The organism is Teichococcus coralli, from assembly GCF_009829925.1.
Classification (GTDB): Bacteria; Pseudomonadota; Alphaproteobacteria; order Acetobacterales; family Acetobacteraceae; genus Pseudoroseomonas; species Pseudoroseomonas coralli.
Window position 1 is genome coordinate 43,673 of the sequence record NZ_SNVJ01000018.1, and the last position, 25,151, is coordinate 68,823.

General features: G+C 69.8%; 20 protein-coding genes and 1 tRNA gene. 10 read left to right on the forward strand and 11 right to left on the reverse strand.

Annotated elements, in window-relative coordinates:
• Positions 1 to 38 precede the first annotated feature (38 nt).
• The 5 genes from E0493_RS17590 to E0493_RS17610 form a co-directional block, all read right to left on the reverse strand.
• A complete protein-coding gene (locus tag E0493_RS17590) occupies positions 39 to 398 on the reverse strand; it encodes a response regulator (RefSeq protein ID WP_160938555.1) in 360 nt (119 codons plus the stop codon).
• The gene (locus E0493_RS17595; RefSeq protein ID WP_160938556.1) at positions 395 to 3,685 is read right to left on the reverse strand and encodes a PAS domain S-box protein; all 3,291 of its coding nucleotides are present in this window, start codon (positions 3,683 to 3,685) and stop codon (positions 395 to 397) included. The genes E0493_RS17590 and E0493_RS17595 overlap by 4 nt, the downstream gene beginning before the upstream one ends.
• A 297-nt stretch (positions 3,686 to 3,982) precedes the next feature.
• Positions 3,983 to 4,957, reverse strand: coding sequence for a tripartite tricarboxylate transporter substrate-binding protein (locus tag E0493_RS17600; protein ID WP_235913853.1), 975 nt, complete (start codon positions 4,955 to 4,957; stop codon positions 3,983 to 3,985).
• A gap of 162 nt (positions 4,958 to 5,119) precedes the next feature.
• Positions 5,120 to 6,925, reverse strand: a complete 1,806-nt coding sequence (gene lepA / locus E0493_RS17605) for a translation elongation factor 4 (protein ID WP_160938557.1) — start codon at positions 6,923 to 6,925, stop codon at positions 5,120 to 5,122.
• Between the two features lie 173 nt (positions 6,926 to 7,098).
• Positions 7,099 to 8,160, reverse strand: a complete 1,062-nt coding sequence (locus tag E0493_RS17610; RefSeq protein ID WP_160938558.1) for a glycosyltransferase family 4 protein — start codon at positions 8,158 to 8,160, stop codon at positions 7,099 to 7,101.
• Positions 8,161 to 8,331: 171 nt separating this feature from the next.
• On the opposite strand from E0493_RS17610, the gene E0493_RS17615 reads away from it, so the two are divergent.
• Positions 8,332 to 10,128, forward strand: a complete 1,797-nt coding sequence (locus E0493_RS17615) for an ABC transporter ATP-binding protein (RefSeq protein ID WP_160938559.1) — start codon at positions 8,332 to 8,334, stop codon at positions 10,126 to 10,128.
• Between the two features lie 466 nt (positions 10,129 to 10,594).
• Here E0493_RS17615 and E0493_RS17620 read toward each other — a convergent pair whose 3' ends face one another.
• Entirely contained in the window at positions 10,595 to 10,777 is a 183-nt protein-coding gene (locus E0493_RS17620) for a hypothetical protein (protein ID WP_367614539.1), read from the reverse strand.
• 203 nt (positions 10,778 to 10,980) lie between these two features.
• On the opposite strand from E0493_RS17620, the gene rpsD reads away from it, so the two are divergent.
• On the forward strand, positions 10,981 to 11,598 hold the full coding sequence (gene rpsD, locus E0493_RS17625) for a 30S ribosomal protein S4 (RefSeq protein WP_160938561.1): 618 nt from the start codon (positions 10,981 to 10,983) through the stop codon (positions 11,596 to 11,598).
• A 332-nt stretch (positions 11,599 to 11,930) separates the two neighbouring features.
• Here rpsD and E0493_RS17630 read toward each other — a convergent pair whose 3' ends face one another.
• The gene (locus E0493_RS17630) at positions 11,931 to 12,392 is read right to left on the reverse strand and encodes a PEGA domain-containing protein (protein ID WP_160938562.1); all 462 of its coding nucleotides are present in this window, start codon (positions 12,390 to 12,392) and stop codon (positions 11,931 to 11,933) included.
• A gap of 984 nt (positions 12,393 to 13,376) precedes the next feature.
• On the opposite strand from E0493_RS17630, the gene E0493_RS17635 reads away from it, so the two are divergent.
• On the forward strand, positions 13,377 to 15,179 hold the full coding sequence (locus tag E0493_RS17635; RefSeq protein WP_160938563.1) for an SLC13 family permease: 1,803 nt from the start codon (positions 13,377 to 13,379) through the stop codon (positions 15,177 to 15,179).
• A 92-nt stretch (positions 15,180 to 15,271) separates the two neighbouring features.
• On the opposite strand, the gene E0493_RS17640 is transcribed toward E0493_RS17635, so the two are convergent.
• Positions 15,272 to 15,421, reverse strand: coding sequence for a hypothetical protein (locus tag E0493_RS17640; RefSeq protein WP_160938564.1), 150 nt, complete (start codon positions 15,419 to 15,421; stop codon positions 15,272 to 15,274).
• A 155-nt stretch (positions 15,422 to 15,576) separates the two neighbouring features.
• On the reverse strand, positions 15,577 to 16,095 hold the full coding sequence (locus E0493_RS17645) for a hypothetical protein (protein WP_160938565.1): 519 nt from the start codon (positions 16,093 to 16,095) through the stop codon (positions 15,577 to 15,579).
• A gap of 549 nt (positions 16,096 to 16,644) precedes the next feature.
• Between E0493_RS17645 and E0493_RS17650 the strand changes: the two genes are divergently transcribed.
• Positions 16,645 to 16,926 carry a hypothetical protein gene (locus tag E0493_RS17650; RefSeq protein WP_160938566.1) on the forward strand — a complete coding sequence of 94 codons (282 nt, stop codon included), beginning with the start codon at positions 16,645 to 16,647 and terminating at the stop codon, positions 16,924 to 16,926.
• A gap of 380 nt (positions 16,927 to 17,306) precedes the next feature.
• Here E0493_RS17650 and E0493_RS17655 read toward each other — a convergent pair.
• A tRNA-Arg gene (locus E0493_RS17655) sits at positions 17,307 to 17,383 on the reverse strand.
• A gap of 67 nt (positions 17,384 to 17,450) precedes the next feature.
• Positions 17,451 to 18,809 carry an amidase gene (locus tag E0493_RS17660; protein ID WP_160938567.1) on the reverse strand — a complete coding sequence of 453 codons (1,359 nt, stop codon included), beginning with the start codon at positions 18,807 to 18,809 and terminating at the stop codon, positions 17,451 to 17,453.
• 155 nt (positions 18,810 to 18,964) lie between these two features.
• Here E0493_RS17660 and E0493_RS17665 point away from each other — a divergent pair, with 155 nt between their 5' ends.
• The 6 genes from E0493_RS17665 (at position 18,965) to E0493_RS17690 (ending at position 25,097) form a co-directional block, all read left to right on the forward strand.
• Positions 18,965 to 19,945 carry a TRAP transporter substrate-binding protein gene (locus tag E0493_RS17665; protein ID WP_160938568.1) on the forward strand — a complete coding sequence of 327 codons (981 nt, stop codon included), beginning with the start codon at positions 18,965 to 18,967 and terminating at the stop codon, positions 19,943 to 19,945.
• Between the two features lie 117 nt (positions 19,946 to 20,062).
• A complete protein-coding gene (locus E0493_RS17670) occupies positions 20,063 to 20,569 on the forward strand; it encodes a TRAP transporter small permease (RefSeq protein ID WP_160938569.1) in 507 nt (168 codons plus the stop codon).
• 7 nt (positions 20,570 to 20,576) lie between these two features.
• Complete coding sequence (locus tag E0493_RS17675) at positions 20,577 to 21,875, forward strand: TRAP transporter large permease (protein WP_367614540.1); 1,299 nt, start codon at positions 20,577 to 20,579, stop codon at positions 21,873 to 21,875.
• 20 nt (positions 21,876 to 21,895) lie between these two features.
• Positions 21,896 to 22,726, forward strand: coding sequence for an NAD-dependent epimerase/dehydratase family protein (locus E0493_RS17680; RefSeq protein ID WP_160938570.1), 831 nt, complete (start codon positions 21,896 to 21,898; stop codon positions 22,724 to 22,726).
• A 56-nt stretch (positions 22,727 to 22,782) separates the two neighbouring features.
• Positions 22,783 to 23,598 (forward strand): aldose epimerase family protein, encoded by an 816-nt coding sequence (locus E0493_RS17685; protein WP_160938571.1) that lies wholly within the window; start codon positions 22,783 to 22,785, stop codon positions 23,596 to 23,598.
• A 380-nt stretch (positions 23,599 to 23,978) separates the two neighbouring features.
• Positions 23,979 to 25,097 (forward strand): FAD-dependent oxidoreductase, encoded by a 1,119-nt coding sequence (locus E0493_RS17690; protein ID WP_160938572.1) that lies wholly within the window; start codon positions 23,979 to 23,981, stop codon positions 25,095 to 25,097.
• Positions 25,098 to 25,151: the final 54 nt, after the last annotated feature.

Sequence of the window (25,151 nt, forward strand, 5' to 3'; positions counted from 1 at the left end):
GGCGGTGGCGTGGCGAACCACCTGCCCGGCGCCGCCGCTCAGCAGCAGACCTGTTCCAGCGCCGCGATCAGGTCACGCGGATCATAGGGCTTGGCCAGCACCGGAACGTCCCGGTGCCGTTCCGGCAGTCCCGCGGCGCCGTAGCCGGTGGCAACCACGAAGGGGATGGCGTGCTCCACCAGGGTGTCGGCCACCGGCGTCGAGGCCTGCCCCGCCAGGTTGATGTCCAGCACCGCCGCTTCCGGCCGTTCCTCCTCGAACAACATCAGCGCCTCCTCCACCGTGGCGGCGGGGCCGAGCACGCAGGCACCGGCTTCCAGCAGGGCGTCCTCGACAAGCATGGCAATCAGTGCCTCATCCTCCACCACGAGGATGCGTCGCCCCTTTAGTCCGCTCATGCGGTTTCCTCTTCAACTTGCGGGCCGTTCACGGGGCGGAAGCGAACCACCGCCACGAAGCCGTCCGCTGCGTAGTCCAGTCCAACCGAGGAGCCAGGGCCCAGTTCGGCCGGCAAGCCCCGTTGCAGCATGCGGGTGCCGAAGCCGCTCCGTGCGGGAGCCCGCACCGGTGGTCCGTTCTGCTCCTGCCATGTCAACTGCACCATACCATCGGATTCGCCCTCCCAGCGAACCAGGATACGTCCTTCCGCGCGTGTCAATGCCCCGTGCTTGACCGCGTTGGTTGCAAGTTCGTGCAGCGCAAGGGCAAGGCCCAGGGTCTGCTTCGGCGCCAGCCAGACCGGCGGGCCGCTCACCACCAGGCGCGATTCGCCCTCTGGCCCTGAGGTGGACTGCCAGGGCGTGAGCACGGCGCGGGCGGTTTCGGCCAGGGTCGTGCCGCGCCAGGTGCGGGCGGTCAGCAGGTCGTGCCCGCGCGCCAGGGTCAGCAGGCGGGACTGGAAGTCCTGCAGGAAGCGCTGTGTGGCCTCCGGCTTGTCGCCCATGGTGCGAGCGGTCTGCAGCGCCAGGGAGTGCACCGTGGCGAGGGTGTTCTTCACCCGGTGGTTCAGCTCGCCCAGCAGCAGCGCCTGCCGAGCCTCGGACGCCTTGGCATCGGTCACGTCGCGCGCGAGGCCGCCCCGGCGCGAGGGCAGGCCCTGCGTATCCAGGATGGGGAAGCTGACGTCGCGGATCCAGCGCTGCGTTCCGTCGGGACGCTGGATGCGGTACTCGACCTCGAAGGTCTCGGCCCCTTGCCGCCCCTTGCGCACGACCTCGAGGCGCGGCCGGTCGGCCGGGTGGATCATCTCCAGCCAGAGATCCGGCTGCACGGCGAAGCGCTCCTGCGCCACGCCCCAGATCCGCTCGAAGGCGGGGCTGACGAACTCCACCCGGTTGGCGGCGGGGTCGGTCATCCACATCACGTCGGGGCTGGCTTCGGCGAAGCGGCGGAAGCGGCTTTCCGAGGCGGCCAGCGCCGCCGCCGCCTGCACCGCGGCCTCCCGCGAGGCGGTCTGCGCCGCCACCTGCCGGGCCAGCGCCTCGCGCGCCTCCACCAGTTCGGAGACGTCCGTGGCGGCGCCGATCCAGCGCCGGATGGTGCCATCGGCGGCGCGTGCCGGCAGGGCCCGCACCGCGCACCACCGCCAGCCGCCCTCCGCCCGCAGCAGCCGCAGCTCGGTGGAGAAGGGCTGGCCCCGGCGCAACGCCCGCTGCCAGGCGCGTTCGGCGCGCTGCTGGTCTTCCGGGTGGATGATGCGCGCGAGCGATTCCATCGCCAGGCCGGGCACCAGCCCGGTGAAATCCCGCAGGCGCGGGTTGACGTAGTCGATCCTGCCGTCCGGCAAGGAGGACCAGACGACCTGCGGCACCGCCTCGGCGAGGGTGCGGAAGCGCAGCTCGCTCTCGCGCAGCGCCTCGGCCGCGCGGCGTTCGGCATCGATGTCGGCAAGCGCGACCACGGCGCCAACCACGCGGCCCTCGGCGTCCCGCACGGGCATGCCGGTGCTGCGGAGCCAGACCATGCTGCCGTCGCCGCGGCGGTACCGGAACTCGGCGCTGCACGGCAGGCCGGTCAGCAGGGCGCGGCTGAGCGAGAAGTCCGGGCCCTCCACCCGCCGGCCATCGGCATGATAGGCTTCCCAGAGCACCGCGTACTCGTCCATGCCGGCGGCGAGCTCGAGCGGATAGCGCAGGATCTCGTCCAGCCGCCGGTTGCCGAGCAGGATCCGGCCGGCCGGCGCCTCGGCCAGGATCACGCCGACGGGGACGTTGTCGAGCACCGCCTTCAGGCGTGCCTCGCTCTGCCGCAGCGCCGCCTGGGCGGCGCGCTCGTCGCTGACATCGCGGAAGAACAGCGTCAGCTCCTCCGCCGAGGGATAGACGTCGGCCGAGATCCAGCGGCCGAGGGCAGGGTGGAAGGCGGTGACGCTTTTCGGCGCGCCATCCGTCAGCGCCTGCTCGCAGGCGGCGCCGAAAGGGCCGCCGTCCCAGCCGGGGAAGCTGTCCTGCAGCGGACGGCCGATGCTGCCGGCGGCGTCCACCGCCTGGGCCCGCGCGCGGCCGTTCAGGTAGAGCACCTTGCCGGCGCGGTCGAGCACCAGGACGCTGTCCGTGGTGCTTTCCAGCACCGTCTGCAGCCGGGCGGAAAGGGTGAGCCGCTCGGCCTCCAGCGCCTCCCGCTCCGTCACGGCGGCGGCGAGCGCCTGGGTCGCCACGTCGATCTCGCGCAGGCCGCTGCGCGGCATCCGGGGCAGGGGAGCGCCGCGGCCGAAGGCGCCGGCGATACGGCCGAGCTCGTTGAGCGGCACGGCCACCTTCCGGTCCACCCAGAAGGCGAGGCCGGCGGTGAAGACCAGCAGCAACCCGCCGCCCAGGAGCACCACCGGGCTCAGCATCCGGCGCAGCGCCCCATCCAGCATCTCGGTGGGCAGCGCGACCAGCACCAGCCAGGGCGTTCCCTCCACCCGGTGCCACGCGGCATGGACGGGTACACCCCGGAAGTCGTGCTTCGCCGCCGAGCCCGAGGCCTGCTGGCTGTCGAGCGCGGTGCGGATCGCGCCGCCGGCGGCGCCCTGCGTGCCGATCAGCTGCGCGACCGCCGGCCGGCGAGCCAGGATGCGGGCGCTGTCATCCGCCACGAGGGCCGTCCAGCCGGAGGGCAGCCCGAGGTTCCGCAGCGGCTCGTCCCAGATCGTGGCGGGATCGAGGGAGGCGCTGAGCAGCAGGGGCGGCAGGCCGGCACTGCGCGGGATTTCCTCGGTGATGTCGATCCGCAGCTTTTCCCGGGGATGCTCCGGAACGTAGAGGGTGGAAATGCCCGCCTTCTGCGGCGCGTGGGTGAGCAGTGGCAAATCGGGCAGGGGCACGGCCGGATCGTGGAAAGGCGTGGCGCTGTCCACCAGCACGTGTCCCTCGGTATCCGTCAGCCGGATGTCGTAGGTATGGCGGACCGCCCGCAGGGCGTGGGCCTGCTCATGGAAGGCCGCGAACTGGCCGGCGCGCAGGGCGGGCGAGGTTCCGAGCGCCACCAGCTCGCCCCGCAAGCCGAGCACTTCGCGCTCGAGGTTGAAGGCGAGGTCGCGCGCGGCGTCGCTGGCGGTTTCGAGCAGGCGGTTGCGCTCGGTCTCGGCCATGCGGCCCGCGAGATGGCCCGCCAGGCCCCAGACCGGCAGCAGCGCAGCCAGGGCGATAAGGAGCAGGTACAGCCGGACCGACGGGGGCTGCTGAATCGCCTGTCCGCTCATTATGGCCGGAGCTGGCGCCGGCGAAGTTGCATCGCGTCTCCCAGGCGGCCTGCAGGGCGGGCTCGCCGCCTTCCGGCCATCACAATCACACGGGGCGAGCCCTGCCGTCCACCAGGGGGGCGCGGGCCGCCTGCCGCAGCATAGCCATAACCCCTTTCAATGCCGCCGGAAATCGTCAGCGACGCTGTTCCTCACCGGGAAAAGGGGCCGCCCCGCGCAACGGCGCGCAGGGCAGCGGAAGCCGCTCAGTCCGCGTACTGCCCGGCGGCCTGGATCACCGGCCGCCACTTGGCGATGTCAGCCTGCCAGAAGGCGCGATGCGCCTCGGGCGTGGCCCGCTCCTGCGCCACCGGCGCGGTGCCGAGGTCGGGCCACCGGCGCGGTGCCGAGGTCGGCGAAGCGCTGGATGAGGGCGGGATCGCGCAGCGCCACCTGCAGCGCGCGGGAGAGCCGCTTGCGGATCTCCTCCGGCGTGCCCTTCGGTGCGTAGAGCCCGTGCCAGATGGTCACCTCCATGCCGGGGAGGCCGCCCTCGGCCGTGGTCGGCACGTCGGGAAGCGAGGGAAGGCGCTGCGGCGTGGTGACGGCGAAGGCCTTCACCGCCCCGGCGCGGATCTGCTCCGTGGTGTTGGTGGTCTGGTCGCACATCAGGTCCACCGTGCCGGCGATCAGGTCCGTCATCGCCGGGCCGGTGCCGCGATAGGGCACGGTGGTCATCGGCGCGTCGATCGCCTTCTGCAGCAGCAGGCCGCAGAGATGGCTGGCGGCGCCGATTCCGGCGTTGGCGTAGTTGAGCGCGGTGGTTTCCTTCCGCACCAGCGCCGCCAGTTCCCGCAGGTTGCCGGCGGGGATGTCCTTGCGGGCGATGATGGTCATCGGCACCTCGGTGACCAGCCCGATGGTCTCGAAACCGCCCACCGGATCGTAGGCGAGGCGGCGATAGAGCGTCGGCGCGGTGCCCATGCCGATGTGGTGCATGAGAAGGGAGTAGCCGTCCGGCTTCGCCTGCGCGACGCGCGCCGCCCCGAGCGTGCCGCCGGCGCCGCCCACATTCTCGATCACCACGGTTTGCCCGAGGTCGCGGGACATGGCCTCCGCCACCAGGCGGGTCACGGTATCGGTCGGGCCGCCGGCGGCGAAGGGCACGACCACGGTGATGGTGCGGCTGGGATAGGCCTGCTGGGCACTGGCCGGCAGGGCGGCGGCGGCGCAGAAGGCGGCCGTGCAGAGCGTGGCGCCCATCAGGGCGCGGCGAAGCATGGAGCGGCTCATCGGATCATTGTCTCCCGGCCTGAAAGGCCCGCCCCACGCATGACTATTCTGTCATGTGGAAGTCAAGGGAAAGTGAGCCGCTCGCGCGGGGCAGGCCTTCGCGCCCCGCGGCGCCTCGTCCACGGCGAAGATGTTGTTGCTCTCCGTGCAGGCGCCGGTGGCTCAGCTGTCCATCTTGAGGGCGGCGATGAAGGCCGACTGCGGGATCTCCACCTTGCCGAACTGCCGCATGCGCTTCTTGCCCTCCTTCTGCTTCTCCAGGAGCTTGCGCTTGCGGCTGATGTCGCCGCCGTAGCACTTCGCGGTGACATCCTTCGACATGGCCGAGATGGTCTCGCGGGCGATGACCCGGCCGCTGATCGCCGCCTGGATGGGGATCTTGAAGAGCTGCCGGGGGATCAGCTCCTTCAGCTTTTCGCAGATGGAGCGGCCGCGCCGCTCGGCCTGGGAGCGGTGCGCCATGAAGGAGAGGGCGTCCACCGGCTCGTTGTTCACCAGGATGGAGATCTTCACCAGGTCGCCCTCGTCGTAGCCGTCCATCTGGTAGTCGAAGGAGGCGTAGCCGCGGGAGACCGACTTCAGGCGGTCGTAGAAGTCGAACACCACCTCGTTCAGCGGCAGGCGGTAGACCGCCATGGCGCGGTTGCCGACATAGGTCAGCTCCACCTGCTGGCCGCGCCGCTCGGAGCAGAGCGTCAGGATCGAGCCCAGGTGCTCGTCCGGCACCATGATGGTGGCCTTGATCCAGGGCTCCTGGATGCTCTCGATCAGCGACGGGTCCGGCATGTCGGCCGGGTTGTGCAGGTCGAAGGTCTCGCCCTTGGTGTTCGTCAGCTTGTAGACGACGCTGGGTGCGGTCGCGATCAGGTCGAGATCGAACTCGCGGGAGAGGCGCTCCTGGATGATCTCCAGGTGCAGCAGTCCCAGGAAGCCGCAGCGGAAGCCGAAGCCCAGCGCCGCCGAGCTTTCCGCCTCGAAGTGGAAGGACGCGTCGTTCAGCCTGAGCTTGCCAAGGGATTCGCGCAGCTTCTCGAAATCGTCCGCGTCCACCGGGTAGAGGCCGCACCACACCACCGGGATGGAGGGCTTGAAGCCCGGCAGCGGCTCGCTGGCGGGGTTGCGGTCGTCGGTGATGGTGTCGCCGACATTGGTGTCCGCCACGGTCTTGATCGCGGCGTTGAGATAGCCCATCTCGCCCGGCCCGAGGCTGTCCACCGCCACCATCTTGGGCGTGAAGACGCCGACGCTGTCCACGACATGGGTGGAGCCCTGGGCCATGAAGCGGATCTTCTGGCCCTTGCGGATGGCGCCGTCCTTCACCCGGATCAGGATGATGACGCCGAGATAGGGGTCGTACCAGCTGTCCACCAGCAGGGCCTTGAGCGGGGCATCGGCGTTGCCCTGGGGAGCGGGCAGGCGGGTGACCAGCGCCTCCAGCACGCCCTCGATGTTGAGGCCGGTCTTGGCGGAGATCTCGACCGCGTCGGAGGCGTCGAGGCCGATCACGTCCTCGATCTGCTGCTTCACCCGCTCCGGCTCGGCCGCCGGCAGGTCGATCTTGTTGAGCACCGGGACGATCTCGTGCCCGGCGTCGATGGCTTGGTAGACGTTGGCCAGGGTCTGCGCCTCGACGCCTTGGGAGGCATCCACCACCAGCAGCGAGCCCTCGCAGGCCGCCAGCGAGCGGGAGACCTCGTAGGCGAAGTCCACATGGCCCGGCGTGTCCATCAGGTTCAGGACATAGGTGTTGCCGTCCTGCGCCGTGTAGTCGAGGCGGACCGAGGCCGCCTTGATGGTGATGCCGCGCTCCTGCTCCAGCTCCATGCTGTCCAGCATCTGCTCCTTCATGTCGCGCAGCGCGACGGAGCCGGTGGCCTGGATCAGGCGGTCGGCCAGGGTGGATTTCCCGTGGTCGATATGGGCGATGATCGAGAAGTTGCGGATACGGGAAAGGGGGGTATCGGTCATGCTGTTCCGGCGCGGCGGGTCAAGGCGGCGAGCGTCCCGCCGAATTCAGCGCCTGAGATAAGGCCATACGCCGCCGGAATCAAAGCCGGATCGGGCCGGCGCAGCGCGGGCGGGAGACCGGATCGCCCGCGCCGCGCGCCGGGGAGGGAGCGCCCTCCCCGGAAAGGGGCGGATTATTCCGCCGCCACCCGCAGGTTGGCCTGGCCGGCCTCGCGGGCCAGCCGCTCGTAGATCGCCACGTAGTCCTCGGCCATGCGGCGGCCGGTGAAGCGCTCGTTGAAGCGGGCGCGCACCGCGGCGCGGGGCAGCGCCTTCAGGCGGGCCACGGCGGCGATCGCCTCGGCCATGCTGTCCACCGCAAAGCCGGTCACGCCCTCGTCGATCACCTCCGCCACCGAGCCGTGGCGGAAGGCGATCACGGGGGTGCCGCAGGCCATCGCCTCGATCATCACCAGGCCGAAGGGCTCCGGCCAGTCGATCGGCGTCAGCAGGCCGATGGCGTTGGCCAGGAAGTCCTGCTTCTGCTGCTCGTTGATCTCGCCAATGAACTCGATCAGCGGATGCGCCAGCATCGGCTTGATCTTGCTCTCGAAATAATCGACGTCCACCCGGTCCACCTTGGCCGCGATCTTCAGCGGCGTGTTGGTGGCGATGGCGATCTCGATGGCGCGGTCGCAGCGCTTCTCGGGCGCGATGCGGCCGAGGAAGGCCAGGTAGCCCGGCTTGGCGCCGGCGGCCGGCACCAGCAGCTTCTCCGGCAGGCCATGATAGACGGTGCCCGCCCAATGCGCCTGCGGCAGCGGCCGGCGCTGGTCGTTGGAAATCGAGACCACCGGCGCCTGGCTGAAGGTGTTGAACACCGGCTGCAGCTCCGGCAGGTCCAGCCGGCCGTGCATGGTGGTGATGAAGGGCACGCTTTGCCGCGAGAACAGCGGGAAGGGCAGGTAGTCCAGATGGAAGTGCAGCAGGTCGAACTCGTGCCGGCGGCGGTAGACCTGCTCCAGCATGAGCGTGAGCGGCGCGTTGGGGTCGCGCACCGAGGGGTCAAGCCGCAGCGCCTTGCTGGACATCGGCGCGAGGGTGGCCGAAGTGATCGAATCCCCGCTCGCGAACAGCGTCACGTCATGGCCGAGAGCCACCAGCTCCTCGGTCAGGTAGGCGACGATCCGCTCGGTGCCGCCATACAGCTTGGGCGGGACGGCTTCCGTCAGGGGAGCGATCTGAGCGATACGCATCGGGTCCGGTCTCCGTATTTCCACTGCCGACAACCTCGCACCTGATTGAGGTGCGGATTCGGCAAACATCGCCACGATTTCGTCTTGTTGCTGGCGTTCCCTCTGGGTGAACGCACAGAGCGCAGCCCCCTCACGCGCATGTGCTCGTAGATCAAGGAGGCTGACCGCCCCATGCAGCGTGCCGATACCAGCGACCTGCTGCGCCTCGCCCGGCGCCCCGTCGGGTTCCTGTTCCGCCACCTGCGGCCCCATGCAGGTAGCCACATCACGATTCTGCTCGCAGTGCTGGGCGCGGTCGGTTGCTCGGTGGGTGCCAATTACGCCGTCAAGCACCTGATCGACACGCTCTCGGGCGGTCCTTCGAACGCGGACGCGGCAACGGTGTGGCTGGCCTTCGCCATCCTGGCCGGCGTGATCACGGCGGACAACATGCTCTGGCGCGTCGGCGGCTGGATCGCCGCCGACCGCTTCCCGCGCGCCACGGCCTCGATGCGGGCGGAGCTGTTCCGCCACCTCTCCGGCCATTCGCCGGGCTACTTCGCCAACCGCTCGGCGGGCACGCTGGCGGCGCGCATCAGCGCCACCGGCACGGCCGCCTTCACCGTGCTGCAGAACTTCACCTGGCACACCGTGCCGCCCGCCGTCGCCGTGGTCCTGGCCATTGCCTTCCTGGCGAGCGTGGACCCGATCATGGCCGGCTGCCTGGTGATCGCGGCCGGTCTGCTGGCCGCCGGCGTCGCCTGGCTGGGCCGCAAGGGCGAGCAGAAGCATGACCGCTTCGCCGGCCATGCCGCCGCGGTGGACGGTCAGCTGGTGGACGTGGTGCAGAACTTCTCCCTGGTGCGGGCCTTCGGCGCCTTCGGCCGCGAGGCGGCGCGCCTGGACGACGCGCTGGCCGGCGAGACCGCCGCGCGCCGCGAGAGCCTGCGCTACCTGGAGAAGCTGCGCCTGGTGCATGGCGCCGCGACGGCGGTGCTGACCGCCTTGCTGCTGGCCTGGGTGGTGCACCTGTGGCAGCTCGGCCGGGCCACCACCGGCGACATCGTTCTGGTCTGCACCCTGGGCTTCACCATTCTGCATGCCAGCCGCGACCTCGCCATGGCCCTGGTGGACCTGACGCAGTACGTCGCCCGCATGCGCGAGGCGCTGGCTGCCCTGCTGGTGGCGCATGACCTGCCCGACGCCGAGAATGCCCATGCCCTGCATGCCCGTGGTGGCGGCGTGGAGTTCCAGGACATCACCTTCCGCTACCCCAGCGCGCCGGAAGGCTCCTCGCCGGTGCTGCAGGGGCTGAACCTGGCCATTCCGCAGGGGCAGAAGGTGGGCGTGGTTGGCCGCTCCGGCGCCGGCAAGTCCACCCTGCTAACGCTGCTGCAGCGCCATTCCGCGCCGCAGGCCGGCGCCGTGCTGATCGACGGGGATGACATCGCCGGAACGACCCGCGAGAGCCTGGCCGACATGATCGCCGTCGTGCCGCAGGACGTCTCGCTGTTTCATCGCTCGGTGATGGAGAACATCCGCTACGCCCGCCCCGACGCCACCGACAAGGAGGTGCTGGCCGCCGCCGAGGCCGCCCGCTGCCGCGACTTCATCGAGGCGCTGCCGGAGGGCTTCGACACCGTCGTGGGCGACCGCGGCGCCAAGCTCTCGGGCGGCCAGCGCCAGCGCCTCGCCATCGCCCGCGCGCTGCTGAAGGATGCGCCGATCCTGCTGCTGGACGAGGCGACCTCCGCCCTGGACAGCGAGTCGGAAGCCGAGGTGCAGCGTGCGCTGGACCGTCTGATGGTGGGCCGCACCGTGATCGCCATTGCCCACCGCCTCGCCACCTTGACCAACTTCGACCGCATCGTGGTGATGGAGAACGGCCAGGTGATCCAGGACGGCGCGCCCGACCTGCTGATGCGCCGCCCCGGCCCTTACCAGGAGATGGTGCGCCGCCAGTCGGAGTCGCTGCAGGTCGCGGCCTGAGCTTCTCCTTCCTTCACGCTGCAGAACCTTTGGGGAGGCGCGAGCCTCCCTTTTTTATCGTCATCGGGGAGTGACCCGGCGGCAGGCGGAACCGGGAAGAATGGGTTCCGCTCCCGGGCGCTGTGCGCCTTCTTCAATCGGGTCCCTTGCGCCGGCCAAGCGGGTTCAACTGGGAGCACCTCCCGGTTCAGCCTGATCAAAATCTCTCAGAAAAAGGAGGGGTTTTGGGGCAGTTCGTCTCCCCCGAAGCTTTTTCCCTCACTTCAACGCAAGGCAGCCGAAGCCCTGCCTCCGCGTCCCCTCATCCGCTGACGGGCCAGCGCATCCTGTGGAAGGCCCGCCCTTCCACCCTGAGGTTGCTTCCCCCCGCCGTTGAAGCATCTGCCGTATGGCCGGGGCGCCCGCATGCGGCGTCCTTAAGCCTACTCCGCATGCGGGCGGCAGGTTGCGCCGTGTTGAACGGGCGCTATTCGCCGAGTTGGCGCGCCAGCCGGCGGGCCAGCAGGTAACCGAGGGCGCCCCCGGCCGGCGCCGCCGGCAGCACCAGCACCCAGCCGGCATGGACGTTGTTGACCACCAGCCCTAGTCCGATGCCGAGCATCAGCCCGCCGACCAGGCTGCCCATCACCCCGGCCGTCAGCCCGAGCACCAGGATTTCCGAACGCGTCACCATGGGGAAACGGAGTAGGGGCAGGCGCACGGGTTTGACAAGCCGGCGCGCGCGGCGCTAAAGGCGCGCCTCCTTCCGGGAATGCGGACGCGCGCCTGCCGTGCGCCCCGCCCTTGGCATGTCCGCCTCGGGACTACCGGGACAACAGCGACACCGTCGCACAAGCAAAAGGAGCCCGCCGCATGACGAAGCGCGCGGAAAGCAAGTACAAGATCAATCGCCGCCTCGGCGTGAACCTTTGGGGCCGTGCCAAGTCCCCGGTTGCCAAGCGCGAATACGGCCCCGGCCAGCACGGCCAGCGCCGCAAGCAGAAGCCGACCGACTTCGGCGTGCAGCTGATGGCCAAGCAGAAGCTCAAGGGCTACTACGGCAACATCGGTGAGAAGCAGTTCCGCAAGTATTACGAGGAGGCCGTGCGCCGCAAGGGCGACACCTCCGAGAACCTGATCGAGCTGCTGGAGCGCCGGCTGGACGCCGTGGTCTATCGCATGAAGTTCGCGATGACCCCCTTTGGTGCCCGCCAGTTCATCAACCACGGCCATGTCACCGTGAACGGCAAGCGCGTGAACATCCCCTCCTACCTCGTGCGCGATGAAGACGTGATCGAGGTCAAGGAGAAGTCGAAGCAGCTCGTCGTCGTGCTTGACGCCGCGCAGAGCGGCGAGCGCGACGTGCCCGAGTACATCGAGGTCGATCACCGGCAGATGAAGGGCCGCTTCCTGCGCGCCCCGAAGCTCTCGGACGTGCCCTACCCCGTGCAGATGGAGCCGAACCTCGTCGTCGAGTTCTACTCGCGCTGAGGATGAGGGGCGGGACCTTGGTCCCGCCCTTTTCTGTTTCCGCCAGGTATTTCCGCGACGGCATGAAGTTTGGGCGGCTTGGCGGCGGAAGCTGGTCGCCCGCCTCGCCGGACGATGCGGCAAAAGCGTGTGCGGCCGGAGCCCGCGGTGCAAGCACCGGCGATCCCCGCCTGCCGCGATCGGCCTCCCCGCCGGTCAGCGCCTTCTGAAGGACTGGCGATGATGGCGGCATTCGGGCGCGCTCGCGCATGGCGAAAGTCGGCACTCCCGGGCGCACCCACCTCGGGCCGGCGCGCGGAAGGGCCATTGCGCCCGCTCGCCTGCCGAGAGCCTCAGCTGCCGGGACTCACCCCCGGCTCATAGATGATGGGCATGACGCTGCTCGCCTGCTGCCCATAGAGCGGAGCGGCTGCCGGACGCGGATGCTCAACAAGGTCCAGGCGGATGACCTGCGGGTATTTGCTGTTCGCAGCGGAAGCGGCGTCAACGGCCACGCCGATGATGCCGCCGGCAAGGATGTTCCCGAAGGTGGTACCGGTGAAGCCCCCCGCGATGCTGATCGAGGAGGAGTCGTAGCCCTCCTTGCTGCAGGCCACGGTCAAATCATGGCGGCTCTTGCTGATGCTCAGGCTCCCCGGAGTCATGGCCACCGTGCCGATGCGCTGCCCTTCACGGTCGATCACGCAGGTCGCGCCCGCCGGCGTGGTGGAGACCGTGACATTACCTGTTGTTCCCTCGATCATCGTTGCACAGGCGGAGAGAACGGCGAGGGGTACGAGGCGGAGCAGGCGCATGGAGGGTCCGATGGTTCTTGCCGACCCCAGGCTGCCTGTGCAGCGGAAAAATTCTGGTTCAGGGAAAGCGCATTCGTTCCGCCAAGTGCGGGCATGCTTGAGCGGAATACCGCATGGCGCCGTTTGCAGGCCCGGGCTTGGCGCCCCCGGCCTCCTGGCAGAACGCCTGAGCGGTGCTCATGTCGTTGCTGGAGCGAAGGGGCAGGGTGGGGCGGCGGATGCGGAAGGCCGAGGGTTGACTTGCGGCGCATGATCTGCCCGCTTCTCAAGGCGCTGAAATCCAACGAGTGAGCCTAGCATGCTGATCGGCTATTCCCTCAGCTCGACCACGGATCTGGGCGTCAGCCCGGGCATCCAGGTTGGCGGCCTCCGCGCCGCCGACCGCGAGAAGATTTCCTGGGTGTCGCCGGGATCTCAGCGGGTCGCCGGTGCGAAGCGGCCCTTCCCGGCGCGAAAGGTGCTTGCAGCGGGCCACGCCAGCAGAATCGGGCCCGTCGGAGTTGCGGCCTTCCCGGCCGTGGGGACGCCGCGAGCGGAGGCTGGGCGGAGCCGCGCGGCATGAGTCGCAAGCCTGCCAGCCCCGCCTCCAGGTCAGCACCGCAAAAGCCGCGCAGCGTCCCCAGGCCAGTTTCCCCGAAGCCGCGCAAGGCCACCGGCAAACCGCGTGCGGCGGCCCGGCAAAAGGCTGCCGGACCCGCGCCGCGATGCGGCAAGGACCCTGCATCGTGGCTGCGGCTTGCCGATCTCGCGCTTGGGCTGGCGCTGCTTGGTGCCGGCATATGGGGCCTGATCGTGTTCCGGAATGCGCTGTAGGCTTCCCCTGTGGCAGCAGGAAGGCCCTGCGCCTGCCTGCACCCGCCGCCGGCCCAGGCGGCGGGAATCGGGGGCTTATCACCGGCGGTGCCGCCGAGCCGGATCGGCCGGGCAAGCCGGAAACCCCACCCGCCTCCGCGGGTTTTCGAGTTCTCTCCTGAAGAAGCCTGCATGACACCCGATCAGATCACCGTCACCGCCCTCTGCCTGCTGGCGCTGGCGGGTTTCGTGCTGCAACCCGTCCGCTACGACGTGGTCGCATTGCTGCTGCTGCTGGCGCTGGTCGTGTTCGGCCAGGTCGCGCCAGAAAAGGCCTTCCTGGGCTTCGCCGAGCCGGCCGTGACCACCGTCGCCGCCGTGCTGGCCATCAGCAAGGGCCTGCAATCCGCCGGCACGGTGGATCTGCTGCTGCGCCGGCTCGGCGGGATGCGGGGCCGCCCGCGCCTGCAGGTGGCGACACAGACCACGCTCTGTGCCGGCTTCTCCGCCTTCATGAACAACGTCGGTGCGCTGGCCCTTTTCATGCCCGTGGCGCTGCGCAACGCCTACCGGGATAAGTATTCGCCGTCCCGCTCGTTGATGCCCCTGGCCTTCGGTTCCGTCCTGGGCGGGCTGGTCACGCTGATCGGCACGCCGCCCAACCTGATCGTCTCGGCGATTCGTGCCGACCGCACGGAACTCGGCCGCTACGCCCTGTTCGATTTCGCCTGGGTGGGCTTGCCGATCGCCGTGGCGGGGGTGGCCTATGTCGTCCTGGCCAGTCGCTTCCTGCGCGACAAGCAGGGCGGCAAGGCCGCTGGTGTCGATGCCGGCGACTATGTGGCCGAGGTGCGGATCGGCGAGCGGAGCCGTGCCGTCGGTCTCTCGATCCGGGCGCTGGAAGGCATGGGTGATGACGACGTCACGGTGGTGGGCCTGTTCCGCGGCCCCAACCGGACCCTCGCGCCGCCCGGGGAGGCGCGCCTGCGCCCGGATGACGTGCTGCTGCTGGAGGGCCCGCCCGAGGCGCTGCGGAACCTGGTGGAAGCCGCGGCCCTTTCGCTCGCTGTGCCCGCGGAGAGCGACGGGGAGTCCGTGGTCGAGGAGGATGAGGAGGACGGCATCCGCGCGCTGGTGGCCGAGGATGTGAACGCGGTGGAGGCCATCCTGCGCCCCGGCTCCTCGCTGATCGGCCGCTCGCCGGGCGCGCTGCGCCTGCGCAGCCAGTATGGGGTGAATCTGCTGGCGGTGTCGCGCCAGGGCCGCCGCGTCACCGACCGGATGAGCGACATCGTGCTGCGCGGCGGCGACGTGCTGCTGCTGCAGGTGCTGCCCGAGCGGCAGGCGGAGGCGTTCCAGGCGCTCTCCCTGCTGCCGCTGGCGGAGCGTGGCGTCACACTCGGCCGGCCGCAGCGTGCCTGGCTGGCCGGTGGGTTGTTCCTGGCCGGCATCCTTGCGGTGCTGTTCGACTTCGCGCCAGCCCATATCGCCTTCGCGGGCGTGCTGGCGGCTATGCTCGTCTGCCGCATCCTGCGGCCCGACGAAGCCTATGCGGCGATCGACTGGCCGGTGATCGTGCTTCTGGGCGCGCTCTTCCCGCTTGGGGAGGCCATGGAGGCCTCCGGCACGATGGCGCTGCTGGTGGATGTCCTGTCCGGGCCGGCCGCCGCGCTGCCGGGCTGGGCGCTGGTCGGCGCGGTGATGCTGGCCTGCATGCTGCTGTCCGAGGTCATGGCCAACAACGCCACGGTGCTGCTGATGGCGCCGATCGCCATGGGGCTCGCGCAAGGCTCCGGCGTTTCGACCGACGGCATGCTGATGGCGGTGGCCATGGGCACCTCCTGCACCTTTCTCAGCCCCATCGGCCACCAGTCCAACACGCTGGTGATGGAGCCGGGCGGCTACCGCTTCCAGGACTATCCACGACTCGGCGCGCCCCTGGCGGTGATCTGCCTCGTGCTCGGCGTGCCGCTGATCCTGTATTTCTGGAGCTGATCGCCCCGGCAGGCGCCGGCGGGGCAGGGCGGGCTGCCCCGGGAGCAGCCCTGCTTTCGCCGGCCCGGACGTGGCGCTGAGCGGAATCGGACTCAGAAGGCCCGTGCGATGACCCAGCCAATGGCGGTCCAGAGCGGGACGCTCAGCGCGCCACCCCACAGGAGGCCCTTCGCGGGAGAGGGGCGGCTCTCCGCAACCGGAGCGGAGGGGAGCCTGCAGATGTCGGCGGTGGTGTCGCTCATGGGGAAGTCTCCAGCCAATCCCCGGAGCATGCGGCAAAGGTGTTAAGATTCTCCTTCCGCAGGTCCCGGCCGCTGGGGTGGGAGCGACAGGCTCGGCAGCCGGGCCGGGAAGGTCAGCGGGCCATGCCTGGGCCTGCGAGCAGTTCGCGGGCTGCTCAGACCATGCTGACAGCCACCCAGCCAATCAGCGTCCACAGCAGTGCACTGAGCGCGCCACCCCAAAGAAGACCCTTGGTAAGCGGAGAACAGCGCCGCCTGACATAAGCGCAAGGGCGGAAGTCGTTGACGGCCGCCATGTTGCTCATCGGGCTGGCTCCTCCAGTGGGCTTTCCAGCGTAACGCAGGAGGTAAAATGCCGTTTCCGCAGAACAACCGGATTGGAAAGGGAGCGCGTGAACCTGGATTCCGTGTGGAAGCTTCTGGATGCAACCGCTACCCGGCATGCGCATTTCTATCTGCGCTGTACATTCCTCCCCAGCAGCTTTTCCATTGCTGACTTCAGCCCCGGCCTGGTGCCGGGGCTTCTTTGTTTGGGTGCTTTCTCTGGAGGGGAGCGCGCAGGCCAGGAGTTTGCCGCCGATCTTCTTTTTGCTGCGGAGGCGGTTTCTTTCTCCCGGCATGTCCTGTTCCAGGCGGAAGTGTTCCCGCAACAGCCGAAGGGTCTCCTGAAGCACGGCCAGGGCTTTTCTCCGCCTCCCGCGCGGCAGATGGATGACCGTCCCGCTCCGGCCTTTCCAGAACGGCCATCCGTCGCCGCGCACGCTTCTCGGCTTCGCCGACGTGGCGCTGCGCCCGCCGCAGCCGGCCTTCAGCCATTCTGCATTTCCCGCCCCTGCAGGTGCCGCCCGTTCCCAATCCTGAACGACGCAGGGGCGCCAGCCTCCGTGTCCGGCTTGCTGAAAGCATCCGACACCATGCGTCCGAGCCCGGCCTAAACACCGCTCCTCGTGGCTGGTGGCATCCCTCCGAGAGGCAATGCAGGGCAGGGCGCCCGCAGCAAGGGTGCGAAACTACGGCAGGGGCTGTTCGGCGCATCATGTGACCGCTCTCGGCGGATCAGCACCCGCGCATGGCGGGACTGGACCCGAACAGGAACGAAAACCCTCTCCCTGTTGCCCGGGCGCAGGAAAGAAACCTACCGAGCGCATTTACGCTTTCTTTATTAGCGCAAATCGTCTAAAAAATAGATCGAACTTCCCCTGTGGCAATTGACGGTGTGCGCGATGTCCCCCCCCATCCGTGCAACGGGCTGCTTCGATCTTCTGGAGCAGCACGTTATGGCTTCCTTCGCAAAGGCGTACCACTCAAGGTTGCAGATCTCCTGCGCCGATGAGGGAGCACAGCTCGCCTTCTTCGCCGTGGAAGGCCATCAGGTTTGCCTCGCAAAGCAGGGGCGTGAGGTTGTCGCGCATGACTGCCACGGAAAGGCGCTGGCGCAGGGGCAGGACGTGGCGCTGCTGCTTGTTCAGCTGATGGCAGGTTCCTGGAGCGCCCCCGCGGCCTGACCGAAGGCCAGGAGCCCATGACAACCCGTGCCTGCGCCCCGGTGCCCGCCGCTGCCGATGCTCCGGAAGGGATGAACTCACCACAGCCACCAAGACCGGCGCCGCCACAGTGCCGAGCGCAAGCTCCAGTGGGCCGAAAAGAACGCCTGGCCTGGCATGCCGATCCCGGCCTGGCGTCCTTCCCGGCGGGCATCGGAATGGAGACGTCGGGCAGGTCGGCCACTCCCTTCCTTCCCGTCCTGCGGCCGGAAACAAAAAGGGCCCGCCGGAAGCGAGCCTTACCAGATTCATCGTCTTCGAGGTTTGGGGCCGCGCAGTATTTCCGCAGCGAGGCCAACTTCCTGCGGCTGAGGCGGCAGGCCTGGAAGTCCTGGAATTCTTGGCGGACCCGAAAGGATTCGAACCTTCGGCCTTTGCCTTCGGAGGGCAACGCTCTATCCAGCTGAGCTACGGGTCCTCGCCAGGGGCTTGTTTAGCCGCAGCAAGCGCGCAGGGGAAGCCCCTCGCTGCGCGACTGACCGGTTTCAACCGCGCAGAATGGCCTCCACGGCCATTGCGGCGACGAAGAGGGCGTCATCGCCGTCATGCTGGCCGGTCAGCATCAGCCCCACCGGCGCCTCGCCGGGCGCCTGGCACGGGAGGCTGATGCTGCAGCGGTCAAGGAAGTTGAAGGCGGCCGTGTTGCGCAACAGCAGAAGGTTGATGCGGTTGTACTCCGCCTCATCCTCCACCGCGTCGATGGCTGGCGGCGTGAGCGCCGTGGTGGGGCAGAGCACGGCATCATAGGGCGCGGTGCGGGCTGCGGCGGTCGCGATGAGGCGGGCCCGGGCCTTGTGCAGGTCCAGATAGTCCGCCGCGCCCATGCTGGCGCCGCGCAGGATGCGAGCCAGGATGCGCGGGTCATAGCGGTCGCGCGCGCGCTCGATGAGGGCGCGGTGCCAGGCATAGGACTCCGCCGCGGCGAAGCCGCCTGCCGCGTTGACAGCCGGGATCTCCGCCAGTTCCGGCAGGTCGAAGCGCTCGATATGGGCGCCGGCCGCCTTCAATCGCGCCACTGCGCGCGCAAAGGCCTCGGCCACCGCTGGTTCCAGCCCCTCGAACAGGAAGGTTGCTTCCGGCACACCGAATCGAAGCCCTGCGACAGGGCGGACCGGCGGCGGCGAGGCGGCCTCGGCGCCGGCCATCAGCGTGTGCAGAACGGCGCAGCAGCCGGCGGTATTGGCCAGCGGTCCGATGCTGTCCAGCGAGCTGGACAGTGGCAGCACGCCTTCCAGCGGCACGCGCCTGGCGGTCGGCTTGTAGCCGACGATGCCGCAAAGCGCCGCCGGCACGCGGCAGGAGCCCCCCGTGTCCGAACCCAGGGCACCCAGCCCCATCCCGTCCGCCACCGCGACCGCCGCGCCGGAGGAGGAGCCGCCAGGAAGCCTCCCGGTGGCGCGGTCCCAGGGCGAGCGCGGCGTGCCATGGTGCGGGTTCACGCCCAGGCCGCTGAATGCGAACTCCACCATGTTGGTCCGCCCGAGCACGACAAAGCCGGCGCGCTCCAGGCCGGCCACGGCGGGGGCGGTGGCGGTGGCGGGGGGTGCGTCGGCCAGCGCCACGGCGCCGGCGCGGGTCGGCACGCCCTGCTGGTCGAACAGGTCCTTCACCGAGATCGGAATGCCAGCCCAAGGGGAGGGCGCGCGTCCTGCCGCGCGCAGCGCGTCCATCGCACGGGCGCTGGCGCGGGCCTGCTCCGCCTGCACGAGAACAAAGGCGCGGCCGCCTTCGCCGGCGGGGTCGGCAATGCGCTCCAGCGCCGCCTCCGTCAGCGCCAGCGCGGTGGTGCGGCCGGACGCGAGGGCCTCGGCGGCGGCGGAGAGGGAGGCGATCGGCAGGCTCATGCGACGTTTGGCTCCAGCGGAACAGGCGGCCCGCATGCTGGGCGCCCCGGTGCCGCGCCGCAAGATGGAGGGGGGATTGCGATTTTGAGGGTTTGACAGCCTCCCCGTTTCAGGCGCAACCTCAAGCGAAGAACGAGCATCTGGGAGGACGTACGATGACACGACGTCTGATGAATTGGGCGGCAGCCGCCGCGATCGCCCTGCTGGGCTGGACCTCCACCCCTTCGCAGGCGCAGGAATGGCGCGGGTGGAACATCCATCCGCCTGACTACCCCGTTTCCAAGGGCATGGACCGCTTCACCGAGCTGGTCGCCCAGCGCAGCAACGGCCGCCTGAAGCTCAAGACCTACCACTCGGCGCAGCTTGGCCAGCAGGACGAGGCCATCCAGCAGATGCGCCTTGGCTCCATCGACTTCGCCGAGTTCAACCTCAGCCCGCTGAACAACCTGGTCGCCAGCACGCAGGTGCTGACGCTCCCCTACCTGTTCCGCGACGTGGAGCACCTGCACCGCGTGGTGGACGGCCCGGTGGGCGACCAGATCGCGGCGGAGCTGGAGAAGGTCGGCATCGTGCCGCTCGCCTGGTACGACGCCGGCGCGCGCAGCTTCTACACCCGCAACAAGGTCACCAAGCCCGAAGACCTGAAGGGCATGAAGATCCGGGTGCAGACCTCCGATCTCTGGATCGACCTGGTCAAGGCGCTCGGCGCCAACCCGACGCCGCTGCCCTTCGGCGAGGTCTATACCAGCCTGCAGTCCGGCGTGATCGACGGCGCCGAGAACAACTGGCCCTCCTACGAGAGCACCCGGCATTTCGAGGTGGCCAAGTACTACATCACCGACGAGCACTCCAACGTGCCCGAGATCCTGGCCGTCTCCGCGACCCGCTGGCGCCGGCTGAACGATGCCGACAAGAAGCTGCTGAAGGACGCGGCGCGTGAAAGCGCCACCCACCAGCGGCAGCTCTGGGCCGAGCGCGAGAAGGTCTCCCGCGAGCGGGTGATCGCCGGCGGCGCCGTGGTCACCGACCTCGAGGACCGCTCCGGCTGGTCCGCGCTGATGAAGCCGGTCTATGACAAGTACGCGGCCGATCCGAAGATGGCCGACCTGGTCAAGCAGATCCGCGAAACGAAATGAGCCGGTGATCCGGGGCGCGGCGTCCGCAAGGGCGCCGCGCTTTTTTCTTGCCTCGGCGGCGGCGGCCCGGCGCCCCGCCTCCTGCCGGCGTTCTCCCCTCTCGGAGTCCACCCGCCCATGAATGCCTTCTCGCGTGCTTTGGATGGCCTGGCCAAGCTGGTCATCCTGCTCGCCTCCATCGCCATGGTGGCGCTGGTGGTCATCACCGGCTGGATGGTGTTCGGCCGCTACGTGCTGAACGACACGCCCACCTGGGTCGAGCGCGCGGCGACGCTGATCGTCATCACCATCGCCCTGCCCGTCGCGGCGGTCGGTGTCCGGGAACGCTTCCACCTTTCCGTCCTTGGCTTCCGCGAGGCGCTGCCGCCCGGTGCGTGCCGCATCATCGAGGTGATCTGCGACGTCGTCGTCGGCGTGTTCGGCGCCGCCATGGCGATCTGGTCCTGGGAGCTGGTGCAGACCAGCCAGGGCATCCGCATCCCCTTGCTGGGCATCAGCCAGGTCTGGACCTTTGTGCCGCTCACCGTCAGCGGCATCCTCATCGTTCTGTTCGCGGCCGAGCAGGCGCTGCTGGCGCTCGCCGGCCGGCATACCGAAGCCCGTTCCGCCTCGTCGCTGGAGTAGCCCGCCCGTGGAAATCGGCCTGATCATTCTGTTCGCCATCTTCTTCGGCGGCATCGTCATGGGCGTGCCGGTGGCCTTCACCCTCGGCCTCGCCGCGCTCGGCGGCTTCGTCTGGGAAGGCATCAGCCCGGCCGTCGCCTTCCAGCAGATGACCTCGGGGATGAGCTCCTTCTCGCTGCTCGCCATTCCCTTCTTCATCTTCGCCGGCGAGATCATGATGCATGGCGGCATCGCCCGGCGGCTGATCGCGGTGGCGGCCAGCGCGGTCGGGTGGATGCGGGGCGGGCTCGGCATGGTGAACGTCGCCGCCTCGATGCTGTTCGGCGGCATCTCCGGCTCGGCGGTGGCGGATGCCTCGGCGCTCGGCAGCGTGCTGATCCCGGCGATGAAGCAGAAGGGCTACGACACCGACTACGCGGTGAACGTCACCGTCACCGCCTCCATCGCCGGCATCATGATCCCGCCCAGCCACAACATGATCCTCTACTCGCTGGCGGCGGGCGGCGGCATCTCGGTCTCGGCGCTGTTCTTCGCCGGCATCATCCCGGGCGTGGTCATGTGCCTCTGCCTCGGCGTCGCCGCCTATGTCATCGCGGTGCGGCGGGGCTATCCGGCCGAGCAGTGGCAGGGCTTCCGCCACCTGATCATGACCTTCCTCGACGCCCTTCCGGGCCTGATGACCGGCGTCATCATCCTGGGTGGCGTGCTGGGCGGCGTCTTCACCGTGACGGAAAGCGCCGCCTTCGGCGCCATCTGGGCGCTGGCGGCAACGCTCATCGTCTATCGCGGCCTCTCCTGGGAGACCTTCAAGGTCGCGCTCGCCGCCTCGGTTCGCACCACCGCGGTGGTGCTGCTGCTGGTCGGCACCGCCACGGCCTTCGCCTGGCTGCTGGCGCTCTACGGCTTCGCCGACATGCTGACGCGCGGCATGCTGGCGATCAGCGACAACCCGGTGGTCATCCTGCTGCTGATCAACGTGGCGCTGCTGCTGCTCGGCTGCGTGATGGACATGGCGGCGCTGATCCTGATCACCACGCCGATCTTCCTGCCGGTGGTGCAGGCGCTCGGGATGGACCCCGTGCAGTTCGGCATGGTGGTGATGATGAACCTCGGCCTCGGCCTCACCACGCCGCCGGTCGGCGCCGTTCTCTTCGTCGGCTGCGCCATCGGCAAGATCCGCATGGAGCAGACCATGAAGGGCATCTGGCCCTTCTACGGCGCCATCCTGGTGGCGCTGGCCTTGACCACCTACTGGCCGGCTGTTTCCCTCACCCTGCCGCGCGTGCTGCTCGGCTACGGCCAGTGACGTCCTGAGGAACCGCATCCATGTCCGCTTCGCAAAAGCCCGTCCTGCTGACCGGCGCCTCCGGCAATCTCGGCCGCATGCTGGCCCGTGAGCTCGCCGCGCTCGGCCACACCCTGGTGCTGACCGACATCAAGCCGTTTCCGGACGACCTGCCGGCCGGCGCCAAGTTCACCACCGCCGACCTCGGCGACGAGGTGACCATGCACCATCTGGCGGATGGCTGCGGCGCCATCCTGCATTTCGGCGGCGTCTCCGTGGACCGGCCCTTCGAGGAGGTGCTCGACCCCAACCTCCGCGGCCTCTACCACATCTACGAGGCGGCGCGGCGCAACGCGGCGCGGGTGCTCTTCGCCTCCTCCAACCACTCGATCGGCTTCCACGAGCGCAGCGAGAAGCTGGACTACGACTGCGCCTTCCGTCCCGACAGCTTCTACGGCCTCTCCAAGGCCTATGGCGAGCTGATCGGCCGGCTCTACTGGGACAAGCACGGCGTCGAGAACCTGAACGTGCGCATCGGCAGCTGCTTCCCCGAGGTGGCGAACGCGCGGATGCTCTCCACCTGGCTTTCCTATGCCGACCTGGCGCGGCTCTGCGACGCCTTCCTGAAGGCGCCGCGCGTCGGCCATGCGGTGGTCTGGGGCGCCAGCGACAATCCGGCCAGCTTCTGGGGCAAGGATCACCGCGACCGCATCGGCTGGCAGCCGCAGGACACCGCCGAGACCGCCCGCGCGCAGGTGAAGGACAAGGTTTCCGGCAACCCGGTGGTGGAGCGCTACCAGGGCGGCGATTACTGCGCCAACGACTACAGCCGCGCCGCGCCGAGCCCGAAGGACCCCTTCGCGCTCGACTGATCCCATGGCCGCGGGGGCGGGAAAGCCTGCCCCCTCGCTCCAAGCCCGGAGGATGCATGCGCCTCGAATCCGGCCCCTGGCGGGCCGATCTGCTGCCGGAGCGGGGCGCCCACTTCGCCGCCCTTGCCCATGCCGGGCGAGCGCTGCTCGACCCCGCGCACGGCGCCTTCTGGATGCTGCCCTGGACCAACCGAATCGACGGCGGGCGCTTTCCCTGGGCCGGCGAGACCTACCATTTTCCCGTCACCCACGCCGACGAGGGCAACGCCCTGCACGGCCTTTCCCGTGCGCTGCCCTGGCAGGTGGAGGCCGCCTCGGCGCGGCGGGCGGTGCTGACCCAGTCCCTGGCGCGGCCGCCCTTCGACTATGCCGCGAGGCTGGAGGTGGTGCTCTCGGAGGCCGCGCTCACGCTGGACCTCACCCTGCGCAACGAGGGCGCCGAGCCCTGTCCGATGGGCTTTGGCTGGCATCCCTGGTTCGCCCGCCCCCAGGGTTGCGCGGTGCACTTCGCGGCCGAGGCCACCTTCCGGCGCAACGCGCGCAAGCTGCCGGTGGAGGTGGTGCCTTCGGCTGGCGTGAATGGCGGCGAGGCCGACTGGCTCAATGCCGACGGCCAGTTCGCCGGCTGGGACGGCGTGGCGGAGCTGCGCCGCCCCGACCTGACGCTGGTGCTGCGCGCCACGGGCGACTGGTCGCGCAACCTGCAGTTCTTCGCCCCCGCCGACCGGCCGGTGCTCTGCCTGGAACCGGTCAGCCATGTGCCGGACGTGATCAACCGCCCGCAATTCGCGCGCTGGGGCGCGATGCACATCCTGGCGCCCGGTGAGGCGCTGCATGGCGGCATCACGCTCTCGGTGGCGCCGCCGAGCTGACGGCGGAGGGGGCCGCGGGCAGGCGAAGCCTCCCGGCGGCCTCCAGCCCATCCGCAACCCGTTCCGCGAGCAGTGTCCGGGGATGCCGCAGGCGGCCCCGCCGGCCCGGCTGCCCGCCGCCATGCGGAGGTAGGGCGGGGCCGGGAGGTGGAGGGCATAGCGTCGGCCATCGTGCTTGGCGTGCATCCAGACCACCGTCACCGCCACCAGGTCCGCACCGAGGAAAGCCATGCCGCCGCCGAGCGAGGCCTGCTTCGGCCGCGTTCTCCTGGCTTCCCCCCTGGGGAGAAGGAACCGCGCGCCCGTGCAGGTGCTCCACCGGGAAGCGACACGCTGGCCTGGCGCTAGGCAGGCCGGAGCGGCTGCGGCATGCTCCCGCCATGCCGAACGCGCTTGTCCTCGGGGCCGGGATCATGGGCCTCTCCGCCGCCTGGGGCCTGTCCCGCGCAGGGTTTTCCGTCACAGTGGTCGAGCAGGACCCGGTGCCCAATCCGCGCGGCGCCAGCGTGGACGAGCACCGCCTCATCCGCCACGCCTACGGCCCTGCCGCCGGCTACACGCGGATGGTGGAGGAGGCCTATGCCGCCTGGGACCTGCTCTGGGCCGACCTCGGCGAACGCTTCCACGTGCCGACGGGCGTGCTGGCGGTGGCCAGCCGGCAGGAAGGCTGGCTGGCGGAGAGCCGCGCCACCCTCGCTGCCCAAGGGCACGCCTGCACCGATCTGAGCGCCGAGGGCGTCGCCGCCCGTTACCCGATGCTGGGCACCCACGGCATCGGCGCCGCCTTCCACATGGCGGAAGGCGGCGTGCTGCTGGCCGGCCGCATCGTCGGCGCCCTGGCGCGGCACCTGCAAGGGCGTCGCGTGCGCTTCCTGCGCGGCCGCGCCATCGATGTTGATCCCGCCCGCGCCAGCCTGACCCTGGAGGACGGCACCCGCCACGAAGCCGATCGCCTGGTGCTCGCCGCCGGCCCCTGGGCGCCGCGCCTCGTTCCCGGCCTCGCCGGGCGCGTCACCGCCTCGCGGCAGATCGTCGTCTACCTGGAGCCGCCGGCCGCCCACCGCGCCGCCTGGAAGACGGCTCCCATGCTGCTCGACCTTTCCGACGAAGGCGGCTTCTATGCCGTGCCACCCGTCGCCGGCACGCCGCTGAAGGTCGGCGACCACCGCTTCTCGCTGCAGGGCGACGCCGAAGACCCGCGCGAGGCCAGCGCCGCCGAGGCCGAGGCCATCCTCGCCCTGGCCCGCCCCCGCCTGCGCGACGCCGGCGCCTATCGCGTGCTCGGGGCCAAGGCCTGCTACTACGATGTCGAGCCGGAGGAACGCTTCATCGTCGAGCCGCTGGGCGAGCCGTGCATCGTCATGAGCGGCTTTTCCGGGCATGGCTTCAAGTTCGGTCCGCTGCTCGGGCTGGCGGTGGCGGCCGGGAACGCCGAGGCGCTCACAGGCTGGGCCGCAGGGCGGGGGGGAGCCGCCCCCCTGAACCCCCCGCCGGGGTGACAGCGTCGCCCCGGGCCCCGCCATCCGTCATCAAAGGGTCACACGTCGCACGGA